Annotated in this window: 13 protein-coding genes and 1 pseudogene; 9 read left to right on the top strand and 5 right to left on the bottom strand. The window is 57.6% G+C overall.

The annotated features are described in order from the left end of the window. Window positions 1-118: 118 nt before the first annotated feature. Window positions 119-748, top strand: a pseudogene (locus H2Z33_RS10000) (phosphoenolpyruvate carboxykinase (ATP)); the annotation flags it as partial. Between the two features lie 93 nt (window positions 749-841). Here the strand turns inward: H2Z33_RS10000 and envZ are convergent. Both envZ and ompR read right to left on the bottom strand, forming a co-directional pair. After that, window positions 842-2,188 carry a two-component system sensor histidine kinase EnvZ gene (gene envZ, locus H2Z33_RS09995; protein WP_003861615.1) on the bottom strand — a complete coding sequence of 449 codons (1,347 nt, stop codon included), beginning with the start codon at window positions 2,186-2,188 and terminating at the stop codon, window positions 842-844. Next, window positions 2,185-2,904, bottom strand: coding sequence for a two-component system response regulator OmpR (gene ompR / locus H2Z33_RS09990; protein ID WP_001157751.1), 720 nt, complete (start codon window positions 2,902-2,904; stop codon window positions 2,185-2,187). Before ompR ends, envZ begins: the two co-directional genes overlap by 4 nt. 228 nt (window positions 2,905-3,132) lie before the next feature. Between ompR and greB the strand changes: the two genes are divergently transcribed. The 5 genes from greB (at window position 3,133) to feoC (ending at window position 9,168) form a co-directional block, all read left to right on the top strand. Further along, window positions 3,133-3,606 (top strand): transcription elongation factor GreB, encoded by a 474-nt coding sequence (greB, locus tag H2Z33_RS09985; protein WP_017384149.1) that lies wholly within the window; start codon window positions 3,133-3,135, stop codon window positions 3,604-3,606. Between the two features lie 87 nt (window positions 3,607-3,693). Further along, the gene (locus H2Z33_RS09980; RefSeq protein ID WP_015571440.1) at window positions 3,694-6,024 is read left to right on the top strand and encodes a Tex family protein; all 2,331 of its coding nucleotides are present in this window, start codon (window positions 3,694-3,696) and stop codon (window positions 6,022-6,024) included. 319 nt (window positions 6,025-6,343) lie between these two features. After that, window positions 6,344-6,571 carry a ferrous iron transporter A gene (feoA, locus tag H2Z33_RS09975; protein ID WP_015571441.1) on the top strand — a complete coding sequence of 76 codons (228 nt, stop codon included), beginning with the start codon at window positions 6,344-6,346 and terminating at the stop codon, window positions 6,569-6,571. A gap of 30 nt (window positions 6,572-6,601) precedes the next feature. After that, a complete protein-coding gene (gene feoB, locus H2Z33_RS09970) occupies window positions 6,602-8,920 on the top strand; it encodes a Fe(2+) transporter permease subunit FeoB (protein ID WP_015571442.1) in 2,319 nt (772 codons plus the stop codon). Between the two features lie 11 nt (window positions 8,921-8,931). Continuing rightward, on the top strand, window positions 8,932-9,168 hold the full coding sequence (feoC, locus tag H2Z33_RS09965) for a [Fe-S]-dependent transcriptional repressor FeoC (protein ID WP_017384148.1): 237 nt from the start codon (window positions 8,932-8,934) through the stop codon (window positions 9,166-9,168). On the opposite strand, the gene bioH is transcribed toward feoC, so the two are convergent. Next, window positions 9,143-9,925, bottom strand: a complete 783-nt coding sequence (gene bioH / locus H2Z33_RS09960) for a pimeloyl-ACP methyl ester esterase BioH (RefSeq protein ID WP_063135386.1) — start codon at window positions 9,923-9,925, stop codon at window positions 9,143-9,145. The genes feoC and bioH overlap by 26 nt on opposite strands. A 36-nt stretch (window positions 9,926-9,961) precedes the next feature. On the opposite strand from bioH, the gene gntX reads away from it, so the two are divergent. The 3 genes from gntX to gntT all read left to right on the top strand — a co-directional run bounded on the left by gntX (window position 9,962) and on the right by gntT (window position 12,901). After that, on the top strand, window positions 9,962-10,642 hold the full coding sequence (gene gntX, locus H2Z33_RS09955; protein ID WP_017384146.1) for a DNA utilization protein GntX: 681 nt from the start codon (window positions 9,962-9,964) through the stop codon (window positions 10,640-10,642). 61 nt (window positions 10,643-10,703) lie between these two features. After that, a complete protein-coding gene (gene nfuA / locus H2Z33_RS09950) occupies window positions 10,704-11,279 on the top strand; it encodes a Fe-S biogenesis protein NfuA (RefSeq protein ID WP_003861601.1) in 576 nt (191 codons plus the stop codon). 305 nt (window positions 11,280-11,584) lie between these two features. Beyond that, window positions 11,585-12,901 carry a gluconate transporter gene (gene gntT / locus H2Z33_RS09945; protein ID WP_017384145.1) on the top strand — a complete coding sequence of 439 codons (1,317 nt, stop codon included), beginning with the start codon at window positions 11,585-11,587 and terminating at the stop codon, window positions 12,899-12,901. A 111-nt stretch (window positions 12,902-13,012) separates the two neighbouring features. On the opposite strand, the gene malQ is transcribed toward gntT, so the two are convergent. Continuing rightward, on the bottom strand, window positions 13,013-15,091 hold the full coding sequence (malQ, locus tag H2Z33_RS09940; protein ID WP_063135387.1) for a 4-alpha-glucanotransferase: 2,079 nt from the start codon (window positions 15,089-15,091) through the stop codon (window positions 13,013-13,015). A 9-nt stretch (window positions 15,092-15,100) separates the two neighbouring features. Beyond that, window positions 15,101-17,494: a maltodextrin phosphorylase gene (gene malP / locus H2Z33_RS09935; RefSeq protein ID WP_033488065.1), complete on the bottom strand. Its 2,394-nt coding sequence runs from the start codon at window positions 17,492-17,494 to the stop codon at window positions 15,101-15,103. Window positions 17,495-17,650 lie beyond the last annotated feature (156 nt).

Here is a 17,650-nt window from a genome sequence, read left to right as displayed (position 1 = left end):
GACGATAAATTGGCTTGCTTGAATCTATCCGGCGTCTGAATTGTTTTCCATGATAGTTCTCCGAATGAAAGCCTGTCCTCAGCATAGTACCGGGAAGGAGGGAGTGACCATCTCATTAAACACCCGCGTCTCTTACCCGATCTACCACATCGAGAACATCGTCAAGCCGGTATCGAAGGCGGGTCATGCCACGAAGGTGATTTTCCTGACCGCGGATGCGTTCGGCGTGCTGCCACCGGTTTCCCGCCTGACCGCCAGCCAGACGCAGTACCATTTCCTCTCCGGCTTTACCGCTAAACTGGCGGGTACCGAGCGCGGTGTGACCGAGCCAACCCCAACCTTCTCCGCCTGCTTCGGCGCGGCGTTCCTGTCGCTGCACCCAACGCAGTACGCGGAAGTGCTGGTGAAACGCATGCAGGCATCCGGCGCCCAGGCGTACCTGGTGAACACCGGCTGGAACGGTACGGGCAAACGTATCTCCATCAAAGATACACGTGCCATCATCGACGCGATTCTGGATGGTTCGCTGGATAACGCTGAGACCTTTACGCTGCCGATGTTCGATCTGGCGATCCCAACAGCGCTGCCGGGCGTGGATACGCGTATCCTGGATCCGCGTAACACCTACGGTTCACCGGAACAGTGGCGTGAGAAGGCTGAATCGCTGGCGAAACTGTTTATCGAAAACTTCGAGAAGTATACCGACACCCCGGCCGGTGCTGCGCTGGTGAGTGCGGGACCAAGGTAAAAGCAAAAAGGCAACGAAAGTTGCCTTTTTTAATGTTTTCTCCCTCTCCCCGTGGGAGAGGGCCGGGATGAGGGCATCAGGCCCCCCCCTTTTTTAACTCTCTTTCACCTGCCCCCGTAAAACCGGCACCGGTAACCACGCACGAATGCTCAAACCGCCCCGCTCGCTGGTGCCAATTTCCAGCAGTCCGTTATGGTTATCAACAATACGCTGCACAATCGCCAGGCCTAAGCCGGTTCCGCTGGTGCTGCGCGCGCTGTCGCCGCGCACGAACGGCTGGAACAGGTGCTTACGCTGCTCAGGCTTGATGCCCGGGCCATCGTCTTCCACCTGGAACCAGGCGCGGTTGAGTTCCGTACCGCTGCTGACTTTGATCCAGCCGTTGCCGTACCGCGCCGCGTTAACCACCATATTCGCCACCGCGCGTTTAATGGAGAGCGGATGCATACGTACCTGAATCTCACCTGCCTGAAGGTCGGTCGCAATTTCACGTTCGTAGCCGCTTTCGGCGGCAACCACTTCGCCCAGAACCGCGTTCAGATCCGCCATCTCCATCGGCATCTCCTGCCCGGTGCGCAGGTAGTCGATAAACTGCTCGATGATGGCGTTACACTCTTCGATATCCTTGTTGATGGACTCTGCAAGATAACCATCCTGCTCGCCCATCATCTCTGTTGCCAGCCGGATACGCGTCAGCGGGGTGCGAAGGTCATGGCTGACCCCGGCCATCAGGAGCGTACGGTCGTCCGCCAGCTGTTTAACGCCTGCCGCCATGTGGTTAAACGCACGCGTTACCGAGCGCACTTCCGATGCGCCATACTCGCGCAGCGGCGGTGGGATAATACCTTTACCGACCTGCAATGCCGCATGCTCCAGATCGACCAGCGGTCGGTTCTGGATACGAATAAACAGCCATGCGCCGCCGATGGCCAGCAGCATGATCGCCAGGGTGTATCGGAACAGCGGCGAGAAGTCGCCCTGATGAATCTCGGTGAGCGGAACGCGCACCCAGATGTTGGGTGACAGCCAGGTTTTCAGCCAGACAACCGGCGAGCTTTTATTGACCTCAACGCGCACTTCCGTCGGGCCGCCAAGCTGCTGCGCCATCTGCTGGCTAAGGAATTCATAGTGCTGCGCCCAGCGCAGGCCGGCATCTTCCGCCGCTTCGTTCGAGTAGAGAGAAATGCCCAGCTCACGGTAGATTTCCCGACGGAACGCCGGGGGAACAACCAACTGCGTGCCGTCCTCCAGTTGCAGTTTGTCGGTCATCAGCATACGCACTTCGTATGCCAGCACCTTATTAAACTGCTGAAGGCTCGGCAGGATTGCAAAGTTCAGCACCACCAGGTAGGTCGTCACCAGACTGACAAACAGCAGGGTGACGATCAATAACAGCGTGCGGGCAAACGAACTTCGCGGCGAGAAGCGCATTCGCCTCATGCTTTAGAGCCGTCCGGAACAAACACGTAGCCCAGACCCCACACGGTCTGAATATAACGAGGATGCGCCGGATCTTCTTCCACCATGCGGCGCAGACGAGAGATCTGCACGTCGATAGAACGCTCCATCGCGGAGTATTCACGACCACGCGCCAGGTTCATCAGCTTGTCACGGGAGAGCGGCTCACGCGGGTGACTGACCAGCGCTTTCAGCACCGCGAACTCGCCGCTGGTGAGCGGCATTGGCTCATCTTCACGGAACATTTCACGGGTGCCGAGGTTCAGCTTGAACTTACCGAATGCAATGACGGCCTCTTCCTGAGATGGCGCGCCCGGCAGCTCGTTCGCCTGACGACGCAGCACGGCGCGAATACGCGCCAGCAGTTCACGCGGGTTGAACGGCTTTGGAATGTAGTCATCAGCGCCGATCTCAAGGCCGACAATGCGGTCAACTTCTTCACCCTTCGCCGTCACCATGATGATCGGCATCGGGTTGCTCTGGCTGCGCAGACGGCGGCAAATAGAGAGCCCGTCTTCGCCAGGCAGCATCAGGTCCAACACCATCAGGTGGAAGGATTCACGCGTCAGCAGACGATCCATCTGTTCCGCGTTCGCGACGCTACGAACCTGGAAGCCCTGCTCGGTCAGATAACGTTCCAGCAGCGCACGCAGGCGCATGTCGTCATCTACGACCAGAATTTTGTAGTTCTCTTGCATTGTGTGTACTCCCAAAGGTTCGGATAAGCCTGGAACAGCGTATTCTAAAAAAGTGCACGGGTTCGACCAGCGAATTCTGGTATAAATTCTAGACGAAATTGTTACAAAGCATATTTAACAGCAGCTTATCTGTTCATTTCATCACATAAATCATTATTAATCTTGTCTGTTACACTGTGCGCTACGTATTGTGCGCAAAGACAGTTAACCGGCATTAAAGGCTGCACCATGAAAACGCCTCTGATCACCCGTGAAGGGTACGAGAAACTCAAAAAAGAGATGGATTACCTGTGGCGCGAAGAGCGTCCGGAAGTGACCAAAAAAGTCACCTGGGCAGCAAGCCTGGGCGACCGCAGCGAGAATGCGGACTACCAGTACAATAAAAAGCGGCTGCGCGAAATCGATCGCCGGGTACGCTACCTGACGAAGTGCCTCGAGAATCTCAAAATTGTCGATTACTCCCCGCAGCAGGAAGGTAAAGTCTTCTTCGGCGCGTGGGTCGAAATTGAAAACGACAGCGGCGACACCCTGCGTTTTCGTATCGTCGGCTACGATGAAATTTTCGGTCGTAAGGATTACATTTCTATCGACTCACCCATGGCCCGCGCCCTGCTGAAAAAAGAGGTAGGCGATTTAGCCGTTGTCCAGACGCCTGCGGGTGAAGCAAGCTGGTACGTCAACGAAATCGAGTATGTTAAATAGTCCGAGAGCGCCCTCCCCGGCTGGCATTTTTTGGTGTCAGCCCGTATAACTATCCCCCTGATTTTCGATCCACAAGATGAACTGACCATGATGAAAGAGTCGCTCTGCCGCATTATTGCGGGTGAACTTCAGGCCAGAGCCGAACAGGTAGAAGCTGCCGTTCGCCTGCTTGATGAAGGGAACACCGTGCCGTTTATTGCACGTTATCGTAAGGAAGTCACCGGCGGTCTGGATGACACGCAGCTGCGAAACCTGGAGACCCGTCTGGGCTATCTTCGCGAGCTGGAAGACCGACGTCAGGCGATCCTCAAATCTATCGGCGAGCAGGGCAAGCTGACCAGTGACCTGGAAAAAGCCATTAACGGTACCCTGAGTAAAACCGAGCTCGAAGACCTCTATCTGCCGTACAAACCGAAGCGCCGCACGCGCGGGCAGATTGCGATCGAAGCCGGCCTTGAGCCACTGGCCGATCTGCTGTGGAACGAGCCGTCTCACGATCCGGAAACCGAAGCCGCCAAATTTATCGACGCCGATAAAGGCGTAGCGGACACCAAAGCTGCGCTGGACGGCGCGCGCTATATTCTGATGGAGCGCTTCGCCGAAGACGCGGCGCTGCTGGCCAAAGTGCGTGATTACCTGTGGAAGAACGCGCATATCGTCTCCACCGTGGTGTCCGGCAAAGAGGAAGAAGGCGCGAAATTCCGCGACTACTTCGATCACCACGAACCCATTTCTACCGCGCCGTCTCACCGCGCGCTGGCGATGTTCCGCGGCCGTAACGAAGGCGTGCTGCAACTCTCCCTGAATGCCGACCCACAGTTTGACGAGCCGCCAAAAGAGAGCCACTGCGAGCAGATCATTATCGACCATCTGGGCCTGCGCCTGAACAACGCCCCGGCGGACAGCTGGCGCAAAGGCGTGGTGAGCTGGACCTGGCGCATCAAGGTGCTGATGCACCTCGAAACCGAGCTGATGGGCACCGTGCGCGAGCGCGCCGAAGACGAAGCGATCAACGTCTTCGCCCGTAACCTGCACGACCTGCTGATGGCGGCGCCAGCTGGCCTGCGCGCCACCATGGGTCTCGATCCGGGTCTGCGTACCGGCGTGAAGGTGGCCGTGGTTGACGGCACCGGCAAGCTGGTTGCCACCGACACCATTTACCCGCACACCGGTCAGGCAGCGAAAGCGGCTGTCGTCGTCGCCGCGCTGTGCGAGAAGTACAACGTTGAGCTGGTTGCCATCGGTAACGGTACGGCGTCCCGCGAAACTGAACGTTTCTATCTCGACGTGCAGAAGCAGTTCCCGAAAGTGACGGCGCAGAAAGTGATCGTCAGTGAAGCGGGGGCATCTGTCTATTCCGCCTCGGAACTGGCAGCGCAGGAGTTCCCGGATCTGGACGTTTCCCTGCGCGGCGCGGTCTCTATCGCCCGTCGTTTGCAGGATCCGCTGGCGGAGCTGGTGAAGATTGACCCGAAATCCATCGGCGTGGGCCAGTATCAGCACGACGTGAGCCAGACGCAGCTGGCGCGTAAGCTGGATGCGGTAGTGGAAGACTGTGTTAACGCCGTCGGCGTGGACCTGAACACCGCTTCCGTGCCCCTGCTGACCCGCGTGGCGGGCCTGACCCGTATGATGGCGCAGAATATCGTCGCCTGGCGTGATGAAAACGGTCAGTTCCAGAACCGCCAGCAGCTGCTGAAGGTGAGCCGTCTGGGGCCGAAAGCATTTGAGCAGTGCGCGGGCTTCCTGCGCATCAACCACGGCGATAACCCGCTGGATGCCTCTACCGTTCACCCGGAAGCCTATCCAGTTGTCGAGCGTATCCTGGCCGCCACCCGGCAGGCGCTGAAAGACCTGATGGGCGACAGCAGCGCGCTGCGTAACCTGAAAGCGGTGGATTTCACCGACGAACAGTTCGGCGTGCCGACGGTCACCGACATCATCAAAGAGCTGGAAAAACCGGGCCGCGATCCGCGTCCTGAGTTTAAAACCGCGACCTTTGCTGAGGGCGTAGAAACCATGAACGACCTGCTGCCGGGCATGGTGCTGGAGGGGGCGGTAACCAACGTCACCAACTTTGGCGCGTTTGTGGATATCGGCGTACATCAGGATGGTCTGGTGCATATCTCTTCCCTCGCCGACAAGTTCGTTGAAGATCCGCACACCGTGGTCAAAGCGGGCGACATCGTGAAGGTGAAAGTGCTGGAAGTGGATCTCCAGCGCAAGCGTATTGCCCTGACCATGCGTCTGGACGAGCAGCCGGGCGACACTAACGCGCGCCGTGGCGGTAATGGCGGTGGCCGTGAACAGCAGCGTCCGGCAGCGAAAGCCGCGAAGCCACGCGGACGTGACGCACAGCCGGCGGGCAACAGCGCGATGATGGATGCGCTGGCAGCGGCGATGGGTAAGAAACGCTAATGCTGTAAATGCCCGGTGGCGCGACGCTTACCGGGCCTACGGTTTTGTAGGCCGGGCAAACGCAGTGCCGCCCGGCAAGCAGGCCGCAGGGAATTAAAATAAATATGTTGTATCCATATTTAAACCACGAATTATCACCTCATTAACAAATAGCCCTCTTTTTATTTTCACCTCAATTTCGAAAATATTGAGCAAGGTCAAGCAGACCGCAAATTAATACGATTAACAACATCCCGTCACATTTTTATTATTGCTGATAAAAACTATTCTCATTATCATCGCAGTGTAGATTATTTAACCTATCGTGGAATCAGGCGCTATGCAATTCACTCCAGACAGTGCGTGGAAAATTATCGGTTTTACCCGTGAGATAAGCCCGGCCTATCGGCAGAAGCTCCTGTCACTGGGCATGCTACCCGGCTCATCATTCCAGGTTGTGCGCGTTGCACCGTTGGGCGATCCAGTTCATATCGAAACCCGACGCGTTAATCTGGTTCTGCGTAAAAAAGATCTCGCATTAATTGAAATTGAATCTTTATCCCGTTAACAAGCCAGCGGTTTCAGTGAGTCTACTACAATGAAAAAATTAACTATTGGCTTAATTGGCAATCCTAATTCCGGCAAGACAACCTTATTTAATCAGTTAACTGGCGCACGCCAGCGTGTGGGAAATTGGGCAGGCGTGACGGTTGAACGCAAAGAAGGCCAGTTCACCACGACAGATAATCAGGTCACGCTGGTTGATTTACCGGGGACCTATTCCCTCACCACGATTTCATCCCAGACCTCTCTCGATGAGCAAATTGCCTGCCACTATATTCTGAGCGGCGACGCGGATCTGCTTATCAACGTGGTGGATGCCTCTAACCTCGAAAGAAATCTGTATCTCACGTTACAGCTGCTGGAGCTGGGTATTCCCTGCATCGTGGCGCTTAACATGCTCGACATCGCGGAGAAGCAAAAGCTGCGCATCGACGTCGATGCCCTCTCCGCCCGTCTGGGCTGCCCGGTGGTTCCGCTGGTTTCCACCCGCGCTCGCGGCATTGACGCCCTGAAGCTGGCGATTGACCGCCACACGGGCAATGCCGACGTCGAACTGGTGCACTACGCCCAGCCGCTGCTGCGCGAAGCCGGGCAGCTGGCGCAGGAGATGGATAACAGCATGCCCGCCAGACAACGTCTGTGGCTTGGCCTGCAAATGCTGGAAGGCGATATCTACAGCCGCGCCTACGCAGGCGATGCGGCGGATAAGCTGGATGTCGCACAGGCTCGCCTGAGCGACGAGCTGGATGACCCGGCCCTGCACATTGCGGATGCGCGCTATCAGGCCATTGCCGCTATCTGTGACGTGGTCAGCAATGCATTAACCGCTGAACCCAGCCGCTTCACCGCCGCCGTGGATAAGATTGTGCTCAACCGCTTCCTCGGTTTGCCGATCTTTTTACTGGTGATGTATGTGATGTTCCTGCTCGCCATTAACATCGGCGGTGCATTACAACCTATCTTTGATGGCGGCTCTGTCGCTATCTTCGTGCACGGTATTCAGTGGCTGGGCTACACCCTCCACTTCCCGGAATGGTTGACCATCTTCCTTGCGCAGGGGATCGGCGGCGGGATCAATACCGTCCTGCCGCTGGTACCGCAGATCGGCATGATGTACCTGTTCCTCTCCTTCCTTGAGGATTCCGGTTACATGGCGCGCGCCGCCTTCGTGATGGACCGCCTGATGCAGGCGCTGGGGCTGCCGGGCAAATCCTTCGTGCCGCTGATTGTCGGCTTTGGCTGTAACGTGCCGTCAGTCATGGGCGCGCGTACGCTGGATGCCCCGCGCGAACGCCTGATGACCATCATGATGGCGCCGTTCATGTCCTGCGGCGCGCGGCTGGCGATCTTCGCGGTCTTTGCCGCGGCGTTCTTTGGTCAGGAAGGAGCGCTGGCCGTCTTCTCCCTGTATGTGCTGGGTATCGTGATGGCTATTCTCACCGGCCTGATGCTGAAGCACACCATCATGCGTGGCGAAGCGTCGCCGTTCGTGATGGAACTGCCGGTTTATCACGTTCCGCATCTGAAAAGCCTGATTATTCAGACATGGCAGCGCCTGAAGGGCTTCGTTCTGCGCGCCGGTAAGGTGATTGTGGTGGTCAGCATTTTCCTGAGCGCCCTGAACAGCTTCACTCTGAGCGGCCAGGCCGCGGACAACATTAATGACTCTGCCCTGGCCTCCGTCAGCCGGATCATTACGCCGGTCTTCAAACCGATTGGCGTTCAGGAAGACAACTGGCAGGCAACCGTGGGCCTGTTCACCGGCGCGATGGCAAAAGAGGTGGTTGTCGGCACCCTGAACACGCTTTACACCGCGGAAAACATCCAGGAAGAGGAGTTTAATCCGGCAGCGTTCAACCTCGGCGATGAACTGCTTGGCGCGGTGGAAGAAACCTGGCAGAGCCTGAAAGACACCTTCAGCCTGAGCGTACTGGCGAACCCGATTGAAGCCAGCAAAGGCGACGGCGAAATGGCGACCGGAGCAATGGGCGTGATGGGCCAGAAATTTGGCAGCGCGTCGGCGGCCTACAGCTACCTGATCTTCGTCCTGCTCTATATTCCGTGCATCTCGGTCATGGGCGCCATTGCCCGTGAGTCCAGCCGCGGCTGGATGGGCTTCTCCATTCTGTGGGGGCTGAACATTGCCTACTCGCTGGCGACCGTGTTTTATCAGGCCGTCAATTACAGCCAGCATCCGCGCTACAGCCTGGTCTGTATCCTCGCGGTGATCCTGTTTAACGTGATGGTGATTGGCCTGCTGCGCCGGGCGCGTAGCCGCGTTGACGTTAACCTGCTGGCAACGCGCAAAACCCCGACGACCTGCTGTAGCAGCCCTGCGGGCGACTGTCACTAAGGGGAAGAAAGATGGCATCGTTGATTCAGGTTCGTGACTTACTGGCGTTACAGGGGCGAATGGAGGCGAAGCAGCTCAGCCTCAGCCTGCATACGCCGCAGCCGATGATCGATGCCATGCTGGAAAGGCTGGAGGCCATGGGGAAAGCCGTGCGCATTCAGGAAGAGCCGGACGGTTGTCTGTCCGGCAGTTGTAAGAGTTGTCCTGAAGGTAAAGCCTGTCTCAGGGAGTGGTGGACGCTTCGCTGATAAAACCGGACAGCGCCGAACAAAACTCAGCAGGATGAGAGATGAACGGCGCATGTGCCGCTTTGGCAACCACCATTGATTTACTCTCCGGCCACAGCGCATCCAGCAGCGGAACCACCTTGCGCGGAACCAGTCCATCCAGATAGCCATAAATACGCAGATGCGGCACCGTTAACGACGCCAGCGGCTCGCGCAGATCGGCCGTTTTCAGGATTTCCAGCCCTCCGTTCAGCACCTCAACCTCCGGCATCGGCAGAGAAAGCACCGTCTGCTTCAGCGTCCGCGCATCCTGACGGGCGGTTTCTGTTTCCATCGTCTGTAATGCCAGGAAACGCTCCACCGTCCGCTGGAAGTCTTCGCTCAGCTGATGCTGGAACCCGGCCAGCACCTCAGGTTTGATGCCCGGCCACGCCTCGCGGGCGCTGAAACAGGGTGATGAGGCCACGGTCACCAGCGCCTGGACCCGTTCAGGATGGCGCAGCGCAATCTGGCTTGCCACCAGCCCGCCCAGGCTCCAGCCGAGCCAGACGGCTTTTTGCGGCGCCGCTTCCAGAACCTGCTCCGCCATGTCGTCGAGCGTCATCGCGCCGTAGCCGCGGCTGCGGCCATAGCCCGGTAGATCCACCAGGTGTACCGTGAATTGCGAGGCCAGTTCCTCACTTATGCAACGCCACACTTCGGCGTTCAGTCCCCATCCGTGCAGCAGCACAAGATGACAATTTCCCGTCCCAACGGTCTGCCACCACAGCGTCTTCATCAGTTAACGTTCTCTTTTTTCACATGGAGGTTGCGTATGCTAACAGTGCCCGGCTTGTGCTGGCTATGCCGAATGCCACTTGCGATGAGCGCGTGGGGCGTCTGTTCCGTTTGCACGCGAGCGCTGGGTTACCTGAAGGGCTGTCCGCAATGCGGCTTGCCTGCCGTAAGCCAGACGCTCCCCTGCGGCCGTTGCCTGAAAAAAGCGCCGCCGTGGAGCGCGCTGGTGGCGGTGGATGATTACGTTTTGCCGCTGAGTCGTCTGGTTCATCAGTTTAAGTTTTCCAGCCAGACTGCACTGGCGCAGCCCCTGGCACGCCTGTTGTTACTGGCGGTATTACAGGCGCGAAGAACGCGCGGGCTGCCGCCGGTCGACACGCTTGTGAACGTGCCACTGTTTCAGCGTCGGCACTGGCGGCGGGGATACAATCAGAGCGACCTGCTGTGCCGTCCGCTCGCCCACTGGCTGGGTTGCCGGTACCCAGCCTCTGCGCTGAAACGTACTCATGCCACTGCCGTTCAGCACCGGCTCAACGCCCGGTCGCGCAAAAGGAACCTGAAAAACGCCTTTCGCCTTGAATTGCCGGTCAACGGCCTCCATATCGCGATTGTGGATGATGTCGTCACCACGGGCAGTACCGTGGCTGAACTTTCCCGACTGCTTTTGCAAAGCGGCGCCGCGTCAGTTCAGGTATGGTGTCTGTGCCGTACCTTGTAGCCCTTCTTCAATGGGCGTATGATTATACCCAGGTAATTTAGTCAACTATTAGGTCAAAGCTATGATCCGTATTTCCGATTCTGCACAAGCGCACTTTGCCAAACTGCTGGCAAATCAGGAAGAAGGGACGCAGATCCGCGTGTTTGTGATCAATCCAGGCACTCCGAATGCAGAATGTGGTGTCTCTTATTGTCCTCCGGATGCTGTGGAAGCAACTGACACTGCCCTTAAATTTGAACAGCTCACCGCGTACGTTGATGAGTTGAGCGCGCCGTATCTTGAAGATGCGGAGATTGATTTCGTCACTGACCAGCTGGGTTCTCAGCTGACGCTGAAGGCGCCAAACGCGAAGATGCGTAAAGTCTCTGACGATGCCCCGCTGATGGAACGTGTGGAATATCTGCTGCAATCGCAGATCAACCCGCAGCTGGCCGGCCACGGGGGACGTGTTTCCCTGATGGAAATCACCGAAGATGGTCTGGCGATCCTGCAATTCGGCGGCGGCTGTAACGGCTGCTCCATGGTTGATGTAACCCTGAAAGAAGGGATCGAGAAGCAGCTGCTGAACGAATTTCCGGAACTGAAAGGCGTGCGCGATCTGACCGAGCACCAGCGCGGCGAGCACTCTTACTACTGATTCAGTCCCCGTCTGTATTGCCCGGTGGCGCTGCGCTTACCGGGCCTACTTTTTCTTGCCTCCCCCTCTGTATGTTGACCTGCGTCTCATAATTCAAATTTTGCCTCCCTGGGTGATTCTCAATCACCGCATGTTACCCGTATCATTCTCGTGGGCACTCAACACCCTTATAACAGCCGACTAAACTTAACGTTTTCGCAGGCATCAGTATGAGTGCCGTTAACACTCTGTTCCCAGTTGGGACAACCGGAATTTGTCGTTGAAACAATGACGTTACCCATAACAATTCAAAGGCCAGGTCAATCATGCCATTAGTCATCGTCGCTATCGGTGTTGTGTTATTACTGCTCTTGATGATCCGCTTCAAAATGAACGGATTTATCGCTCTGGTTCTGGTGGCACTTGCAGTCGGTCTGATGCAGGGAATGCCGCTGGTTAAAGTTATCAGCTCCATTAAAGCCGGTGTCGGCGGTACGCTCGGCAGCCTGGCGCTGATCATGGGCTTCGGCGCCATGCTCGGTAAAATGCTCGCGGACTGCGGTGGCGCACAGCGTATTGCCACCACGCTGATCGACAAATTTGGTAAGAAGAACATTCAATGGGCGGTGGTGTTAACCGGTTTTACCGTCGGTTTCGCGCTGTTCTATGAAGTGGGCTTCGTGCTGATGCTGCCGCTGGTGTTCACCATCGCCGCTGCCGCCAACATCCCGCTGCTGTTCGTGGGTGTGCCGATGGCTGCGGCGCTGTCCGTCACCCACGGTTTCCTGCCGCCGCATCCGGGCCCAACGGCTATCGCCACCATCTTCCATGCCGATATGGGTAAAACCCTGCTGTTTGGTACGATTCTGGCGATCCCGACGGTGATTCTGGCAGGCCCGGTGTATGCGCGCTTCCTGAAAGGCATTGATAAGCCTATCCCGGAAGGGCTGTACAGCGCCAAAACCTTTACTGAAGAAGAGATGCCAGGCTTTGGCGTCAGCGTCTGGACCTCACTGGTACCGGTGATCCTGATGGCGATGCGTGCCATAGCAGAGATGGTTCTGCCGAAAGGTCACGCGTTCCTGTCCGTTGCGGAGTTCCTGGGCGACCCGGTGATGGCGACGCTGATTGCGGTCCTGATCGCCATGTTCACCTTCGGTCTTAACCGTGGCCGTTCCATGGATCAGATCAACGACACGCTGACTTCTTCCATCAAAATCATTGCCATGATGCTGCTGATCATCGGCGGTGGCGGCGCGTTCAAGCAGGTGCTGGTCGACAGCGGCGTGGATAAATACATCGCTGCCATGATGCATGAAACCAACGTCTCCCCGCTGCTGATGGCATGGTCTATCGCCGCCGTTCTGCGTATCGCGCTGGGCTCTGCGACCGTTGCGGCGATTACCGCAGGCGGTATCGTTGCGCCGCTGATTGCGACCACGGGCGTAAGCCCTGAGCTGATGGTTATCGCGGTTGGTTCCGGGAGCGTGATTTTCTCCCACGTGAACGATCCGGGCTTCTGGCTGTTCAAGGAGTACTTCAACCTGACCATCGGTGAAACCATCAAGTCCTGGTCCGCGCTGGAAACCATTATTTCGGTGTGCGGTCTGGTCGGGGTGCTGCTGTTGAATATGGTGGTTTGATGTATTAAGTCGGGTGGCGGCTATGCCTTACCCGACCTACTTAATGCACGTAGGCCCGGTAAGCGTTAGCGCCACCGGGCAATAAAAAACCCGCCACTGGCGGGTTTTTTATCACTTCTTCGCGGCTGCTTTTCGCCGTTTATCCAAATCCTTAATCAACCTGTTCACCCCGTCATCGGCAAACATCGCTTCAAGCGTTGTGGACAGCTTGCGACGCCAGTTTTTGTACTGATAGCTGGTGCCGGGGATGTTTACCGGCTCCGCCATATCAATCCAGTCTTCCGGTTGCAGACCGAGCAACGCGCTGTTGCTGTCGGCAATATAGCGCTGTAAGCCACGGTTAAGCGTTGGCGTCATCGACATCAGCGACGCCTTATGCCCGGCGCGCTTCGGCAGACAGCCATGCTTATGCAGCGCATCCAGCAGCCCCTGCTTCGCCAGCTCGCGATCCTGATACAGCCCACGCAGAACCTCTTCATTCGGGTAGAGACCCAGCGTTTTGCCGAGCGTCAGGTCGCCGCTTTCCCAGTAGCCTCTGAGCGTAGGAAGATCATGCGTCGTCGCGACTGCCATTGACTGTTCAGGGTACGCTTTCGGCGCGCGGAAGGTTTTCTCATGGTCCTTTTCAAAATAGAGCACTTTGTAGGAGTAAACCCCGCTGTCGCGGAGCTTGCTGACAATTTCCACCGGCACGGTACCGAGATCTTCGCCAATCACCATGCACTGATGACGTTTACTCTCCAGCGCGAGGATTGAGAGCAGGTCGTCCACCGGATACTGCACGTACGCCCCGTGGTCAGCCGTTTCACCGTACGGGATCCACCACAGGCGCAGCACGGACATCACGTGGTCGATACGCAACGCACCGCAGTTCTGCATGTTAGCGCGCAGCAGGTCGATAAACGGCTCGTAGGCACGCGCCGTCATCACGTGCGGATCCATCGGCGGTAAGCCCCAGTTCTGACCGAGCGGGCCCAGAATATCCGGCGGCGCCCCCACAGAAGCTTTCAGGCAGTAAAGTTCACGGTCACACCAGGTTTCCGCCCCGCCTTCCGCCACGCCGACAGCCAGATCGCGATACAACCCGATCGGCATGTTATAGCCCTGGCTCACCTGCCAGCAGGCGGCAAACTGGCTGTACGCCAGCCACTGCAACCAGAGATAGAAATCCACCTCGTCGGCATGCGTCTCACAGAATGCCTTCACTTCCGGGGTATCAACGGACTGATAGGCTTCCGGCCACACCGGCCAGCCCCAGCGCATCTCGTCCTCCTGAACCTGATGCGCATGCAGCGCATCAAACGCTGCCTGCCAGTAAAGGCTCTCACCTTCCTGCATCACAAACTGGCGGAAGGCTGCCATCTGCTCGTCGTCACGCTTCGCAAAGCCCTTCCAGGCCAGACGCAGAGCCGCCATTTTCAGCGCGGTAACGGAGGCGTAATCAACCCAGTCCGCATCGCGGGCCTGTTTCAGCAGCTGTTGCGTGGTCTCAAGCTTCCACCACGCCTGCGCCTCTTTGCTGTTTTTGAAATCGTCTAACGCGTTAACGTCGATGTAAATCACGTTCAGCCAGCGACGGGAAGACGGGCTGTACGGGCTGGCGCTTTCCGGATTCGCCGGATAGAGGGCGTGGATCGGGTTGAGGCCGATGAACGCGCCGCCGCGCTCACCAACAGATGCCAGCATCTTTTTCAGGTCGCCAAAATCGCCAATGCCCCAGTTGCTGTCCGAACGCAGGGTATAGAGCTGCACGCAGGCGCCCCACAGCTTTTTGCCTTCACGCAGCGCCTGCGGCTCATAGCAGCGCTTTGGCGCCACAATCACCCGACAGTGAAAACGCTGGTCGTCCCGGGTCAGCGTAAGCGTGTGGTAGCCCTCCGGCAGCTTCGCCGGAAGGTTAAGGGTTTTGCCGCCGGTGGCATGGCCTTTGTGCTGATGCCCCTCTTCGGTGGTGAGCAGCCAGCTGAACTCGCCGCGCCCTTCCACCGCCAGCGGCATCTTTTTGCCCGCGGTAAAGACCTTGACGTTCGGCACCGGCGCACCCGACGCTTTCGCGTCGGTTTTGTGCATGGCATCCAGCAAACGTCTTTTGGTGTCCGCACCAATAGACTGCGGTTTGCCGTGCGCATTGATGTAACTGAGGCTAATTCCCGCCGCCTGCGCGGCACTGTCCAGACGTTTACTCTCCATCGCGCTTCCTTAGCGTTTTGCCTGCCAGATACGAGCCTGATAATCACGGATTGAACGGTCAGAGCTGAACATACCGCAGCGCGCGGTGTTCAGGATACACGCGCGGGTCCAGGCATCCTGGTCGCGATATAGCACGTCGACCTGCTTCTGCGCTTCAACGTAAGCCGAGAAGTCAGCCATCACCAGGTACGGGTCGCCGCCCTGTTTGTCCATGCTGTGCAGCATCTGGTCAAACGCGTGCTTGTCGCCGTCGCTGTACTTCCCGCTTTCCAGCTCTTTGAGCACCGCATCCAGCACTTTATCTTTTTTACGCCATTTCACCGGGTCGTACCCTTTGGCTTTGATGGCTTTCACTTCTTCAACAGTATGGCCGAAGATAAAGATGTTCTCTTCGCCGACCTTCTCGGCGATTTCGACGTTCGCACCGTCCAGCGTGCCGACGGTCAGCGCGCCGTTCAGGGCCAGCTTCATGTTGCCGGTACCGGACGCTTCTTTACCGGCGGTAGAGATCTGCTCGGAAATATCCGCCGCCGGGATCAGCATTTCAGCCGCAGAAACGCAGTAGTCCGGCAGGAACACCACCTTCAACTTGTCGCCCACTTTCGGATCGCTGTTGATCGCCGCCGCCACTTTATTAATGGCAAGGATAATGTTTTTCGCCAGGTAGTAGCCCGGCGCCGCTTTCGCACCGAACAGGAACACGCGCGGGACGCGGTCGGCCTGCGGGTTCTCGCGGATCTCTTTGTACAGCGCCAGAATGTGCAGCAGGTTCAGGTGCTGACGTTTGTACTCGTGCAGTCGTTTGATCTGGATATCGAAAATCGCATTCGGGTTGATCTCAATTCCGGTGCGCATTTTCACAAACTCGGCCAGACGAACCTTGTTCTCCAGCTTAATGGCGCGGTACTGCTCGCGGAACTTCGCGTTGTCGGCCTGTTTTTCCAGGTTGATGAGCTGGTCCAGGTCGTTGGCCCACTCTTTCTTCAGGGACTTGTCCAGCAGGCCGGCCAGCAGCGGGTTGCACTGCTTAATCCAGCGACGCGGCGTGATGCCGTTGGTCACGTTATGGAATTTGGTCGGCCACAGCTGGTGGTATTCCGGGAAGAGATCTTTCACCACCAGATCCGAGTGCAGCGCGGCAACGCCGTTCACCGCAAAGCCGCTGACCACGCACATGTTCGCCATGCGCACCTGCTTGTCGTGCACAACGGCCAGCTTCGCCCAGACGGCCTTATCGCCCGGCCAGGTTTTCTCCACCAGCGTTTTGAACTGGTCGTTAATCTTGTTGATGATCTGCATATGGCGCGGCAGCAGCGTTTTCACCAGCTTCTCATCCCAGCACTCGAGCGCTTCCGGCATCAGGGTGTGGTTGGTGTAGGCGAAGGTGCGGCTGGTGATGGCCCAGGCGTCGTCCCAGCTCAGCTGATGCTCGTCGATCAGCACGCGCAGCAGTTCCGGGATGGCAATGGTCGGATGCGTGTCGTTAAGCTGAATAACTTCGAAGTCCGGCAGCTGAGCCAGCTTGCGGCCCGCCAGGTGGTGGCGACGCAGAATATCCGCCACGGAACAGGCGCACTGGAAGTACTGCTGCATCAGACGCAGCTTTTTACCCGCCAGATGATTATCGTTCGGGTAGAGGACTTTGGTCAGCTTCTCGGCGTCGATCCCCTGCTGCTCGGCGCGCAGGAAATCACCGTCGTTGAATTTGGTCAGGTTAAACGGATGCGCGTGCTTCGCCTGCCACAGGCGCAGCGGCTGCGCCACGCCGTTACGGTAGCCGAGTACCGGCAGGTCCCAGGCTTCACCGGTAATGGTGAACGCCGGTTCCCAGAGTCCCTGCTTCGTGACTTTCCCGCCAATCCCGACCTGCACATCCAGCTGCGCGTTGTGGCGGAACCACGGATAGGTATTGCGGTGCCAGTCGTCTGGCGCTTCCATCTGATGGCCGTCGGCAAATGACTGACGGAACAGGCCGTACTGATAGTTCAGGCCATAGCCAATCGCCGACTGACCCACGGTTGCCATGGAATCCAGGAAACAGGCTGCCAGACGTCCCAGACCGCCGTTACCCAGCGCCGGATCAATCTCTTCTTCCAGCAGATCGGTCAGGTTGATGTCGTGTTCTTTCAGCACGTCACCGACCTCCTGATACCAGCCAAGGTTCAGCAGATTGTTACCCGTCAGACGGCCAATCAGGAACTCCATTGAAATGTAGTTGACGTGACGCTGGCCTTTCACGGGCTTCGTCACAGGCTGAGCGTCCAGCTGCTCTGCGAGCGCCCCGCTCACCGCCTGCCACCACTGGTGAGGCGTCATTTCGTTTGCAGCATGAAGGCCAAAACGCTGCCACTGACGTGTCAGGGCAGCCTGAAATTGAGCTTTGTTGAAAGTAGGCTGTGACATAGGGAATCGGCATCCTGTAGAGAGTAAAAACATTTAACGCTAGTGTGCCTGGCTCATTGCGCCTCTTCCTCCTCCTGTCGGGGATTAGACAGGGAGGAGTAGCGGGGATGAGCATAAAAGTGTGATCGAGGCCACTGTGTGAGTGTGCGCTTCGCT

It is taken from the genome of Enterobacter sp. YSU (assembly GCF_016082135.1).
Lineage (GTDB): Bacteria > Pseudomonadota > Gammaproteobacteria > Enterobacterales > Enterobacteriaceae > Enterobacter > Enterobacter hormaechei_C.
Note: the sequence above shows the minus strand (reverse complement) of the source record. Positions and strands in the feature narration are given on the sequence as shown.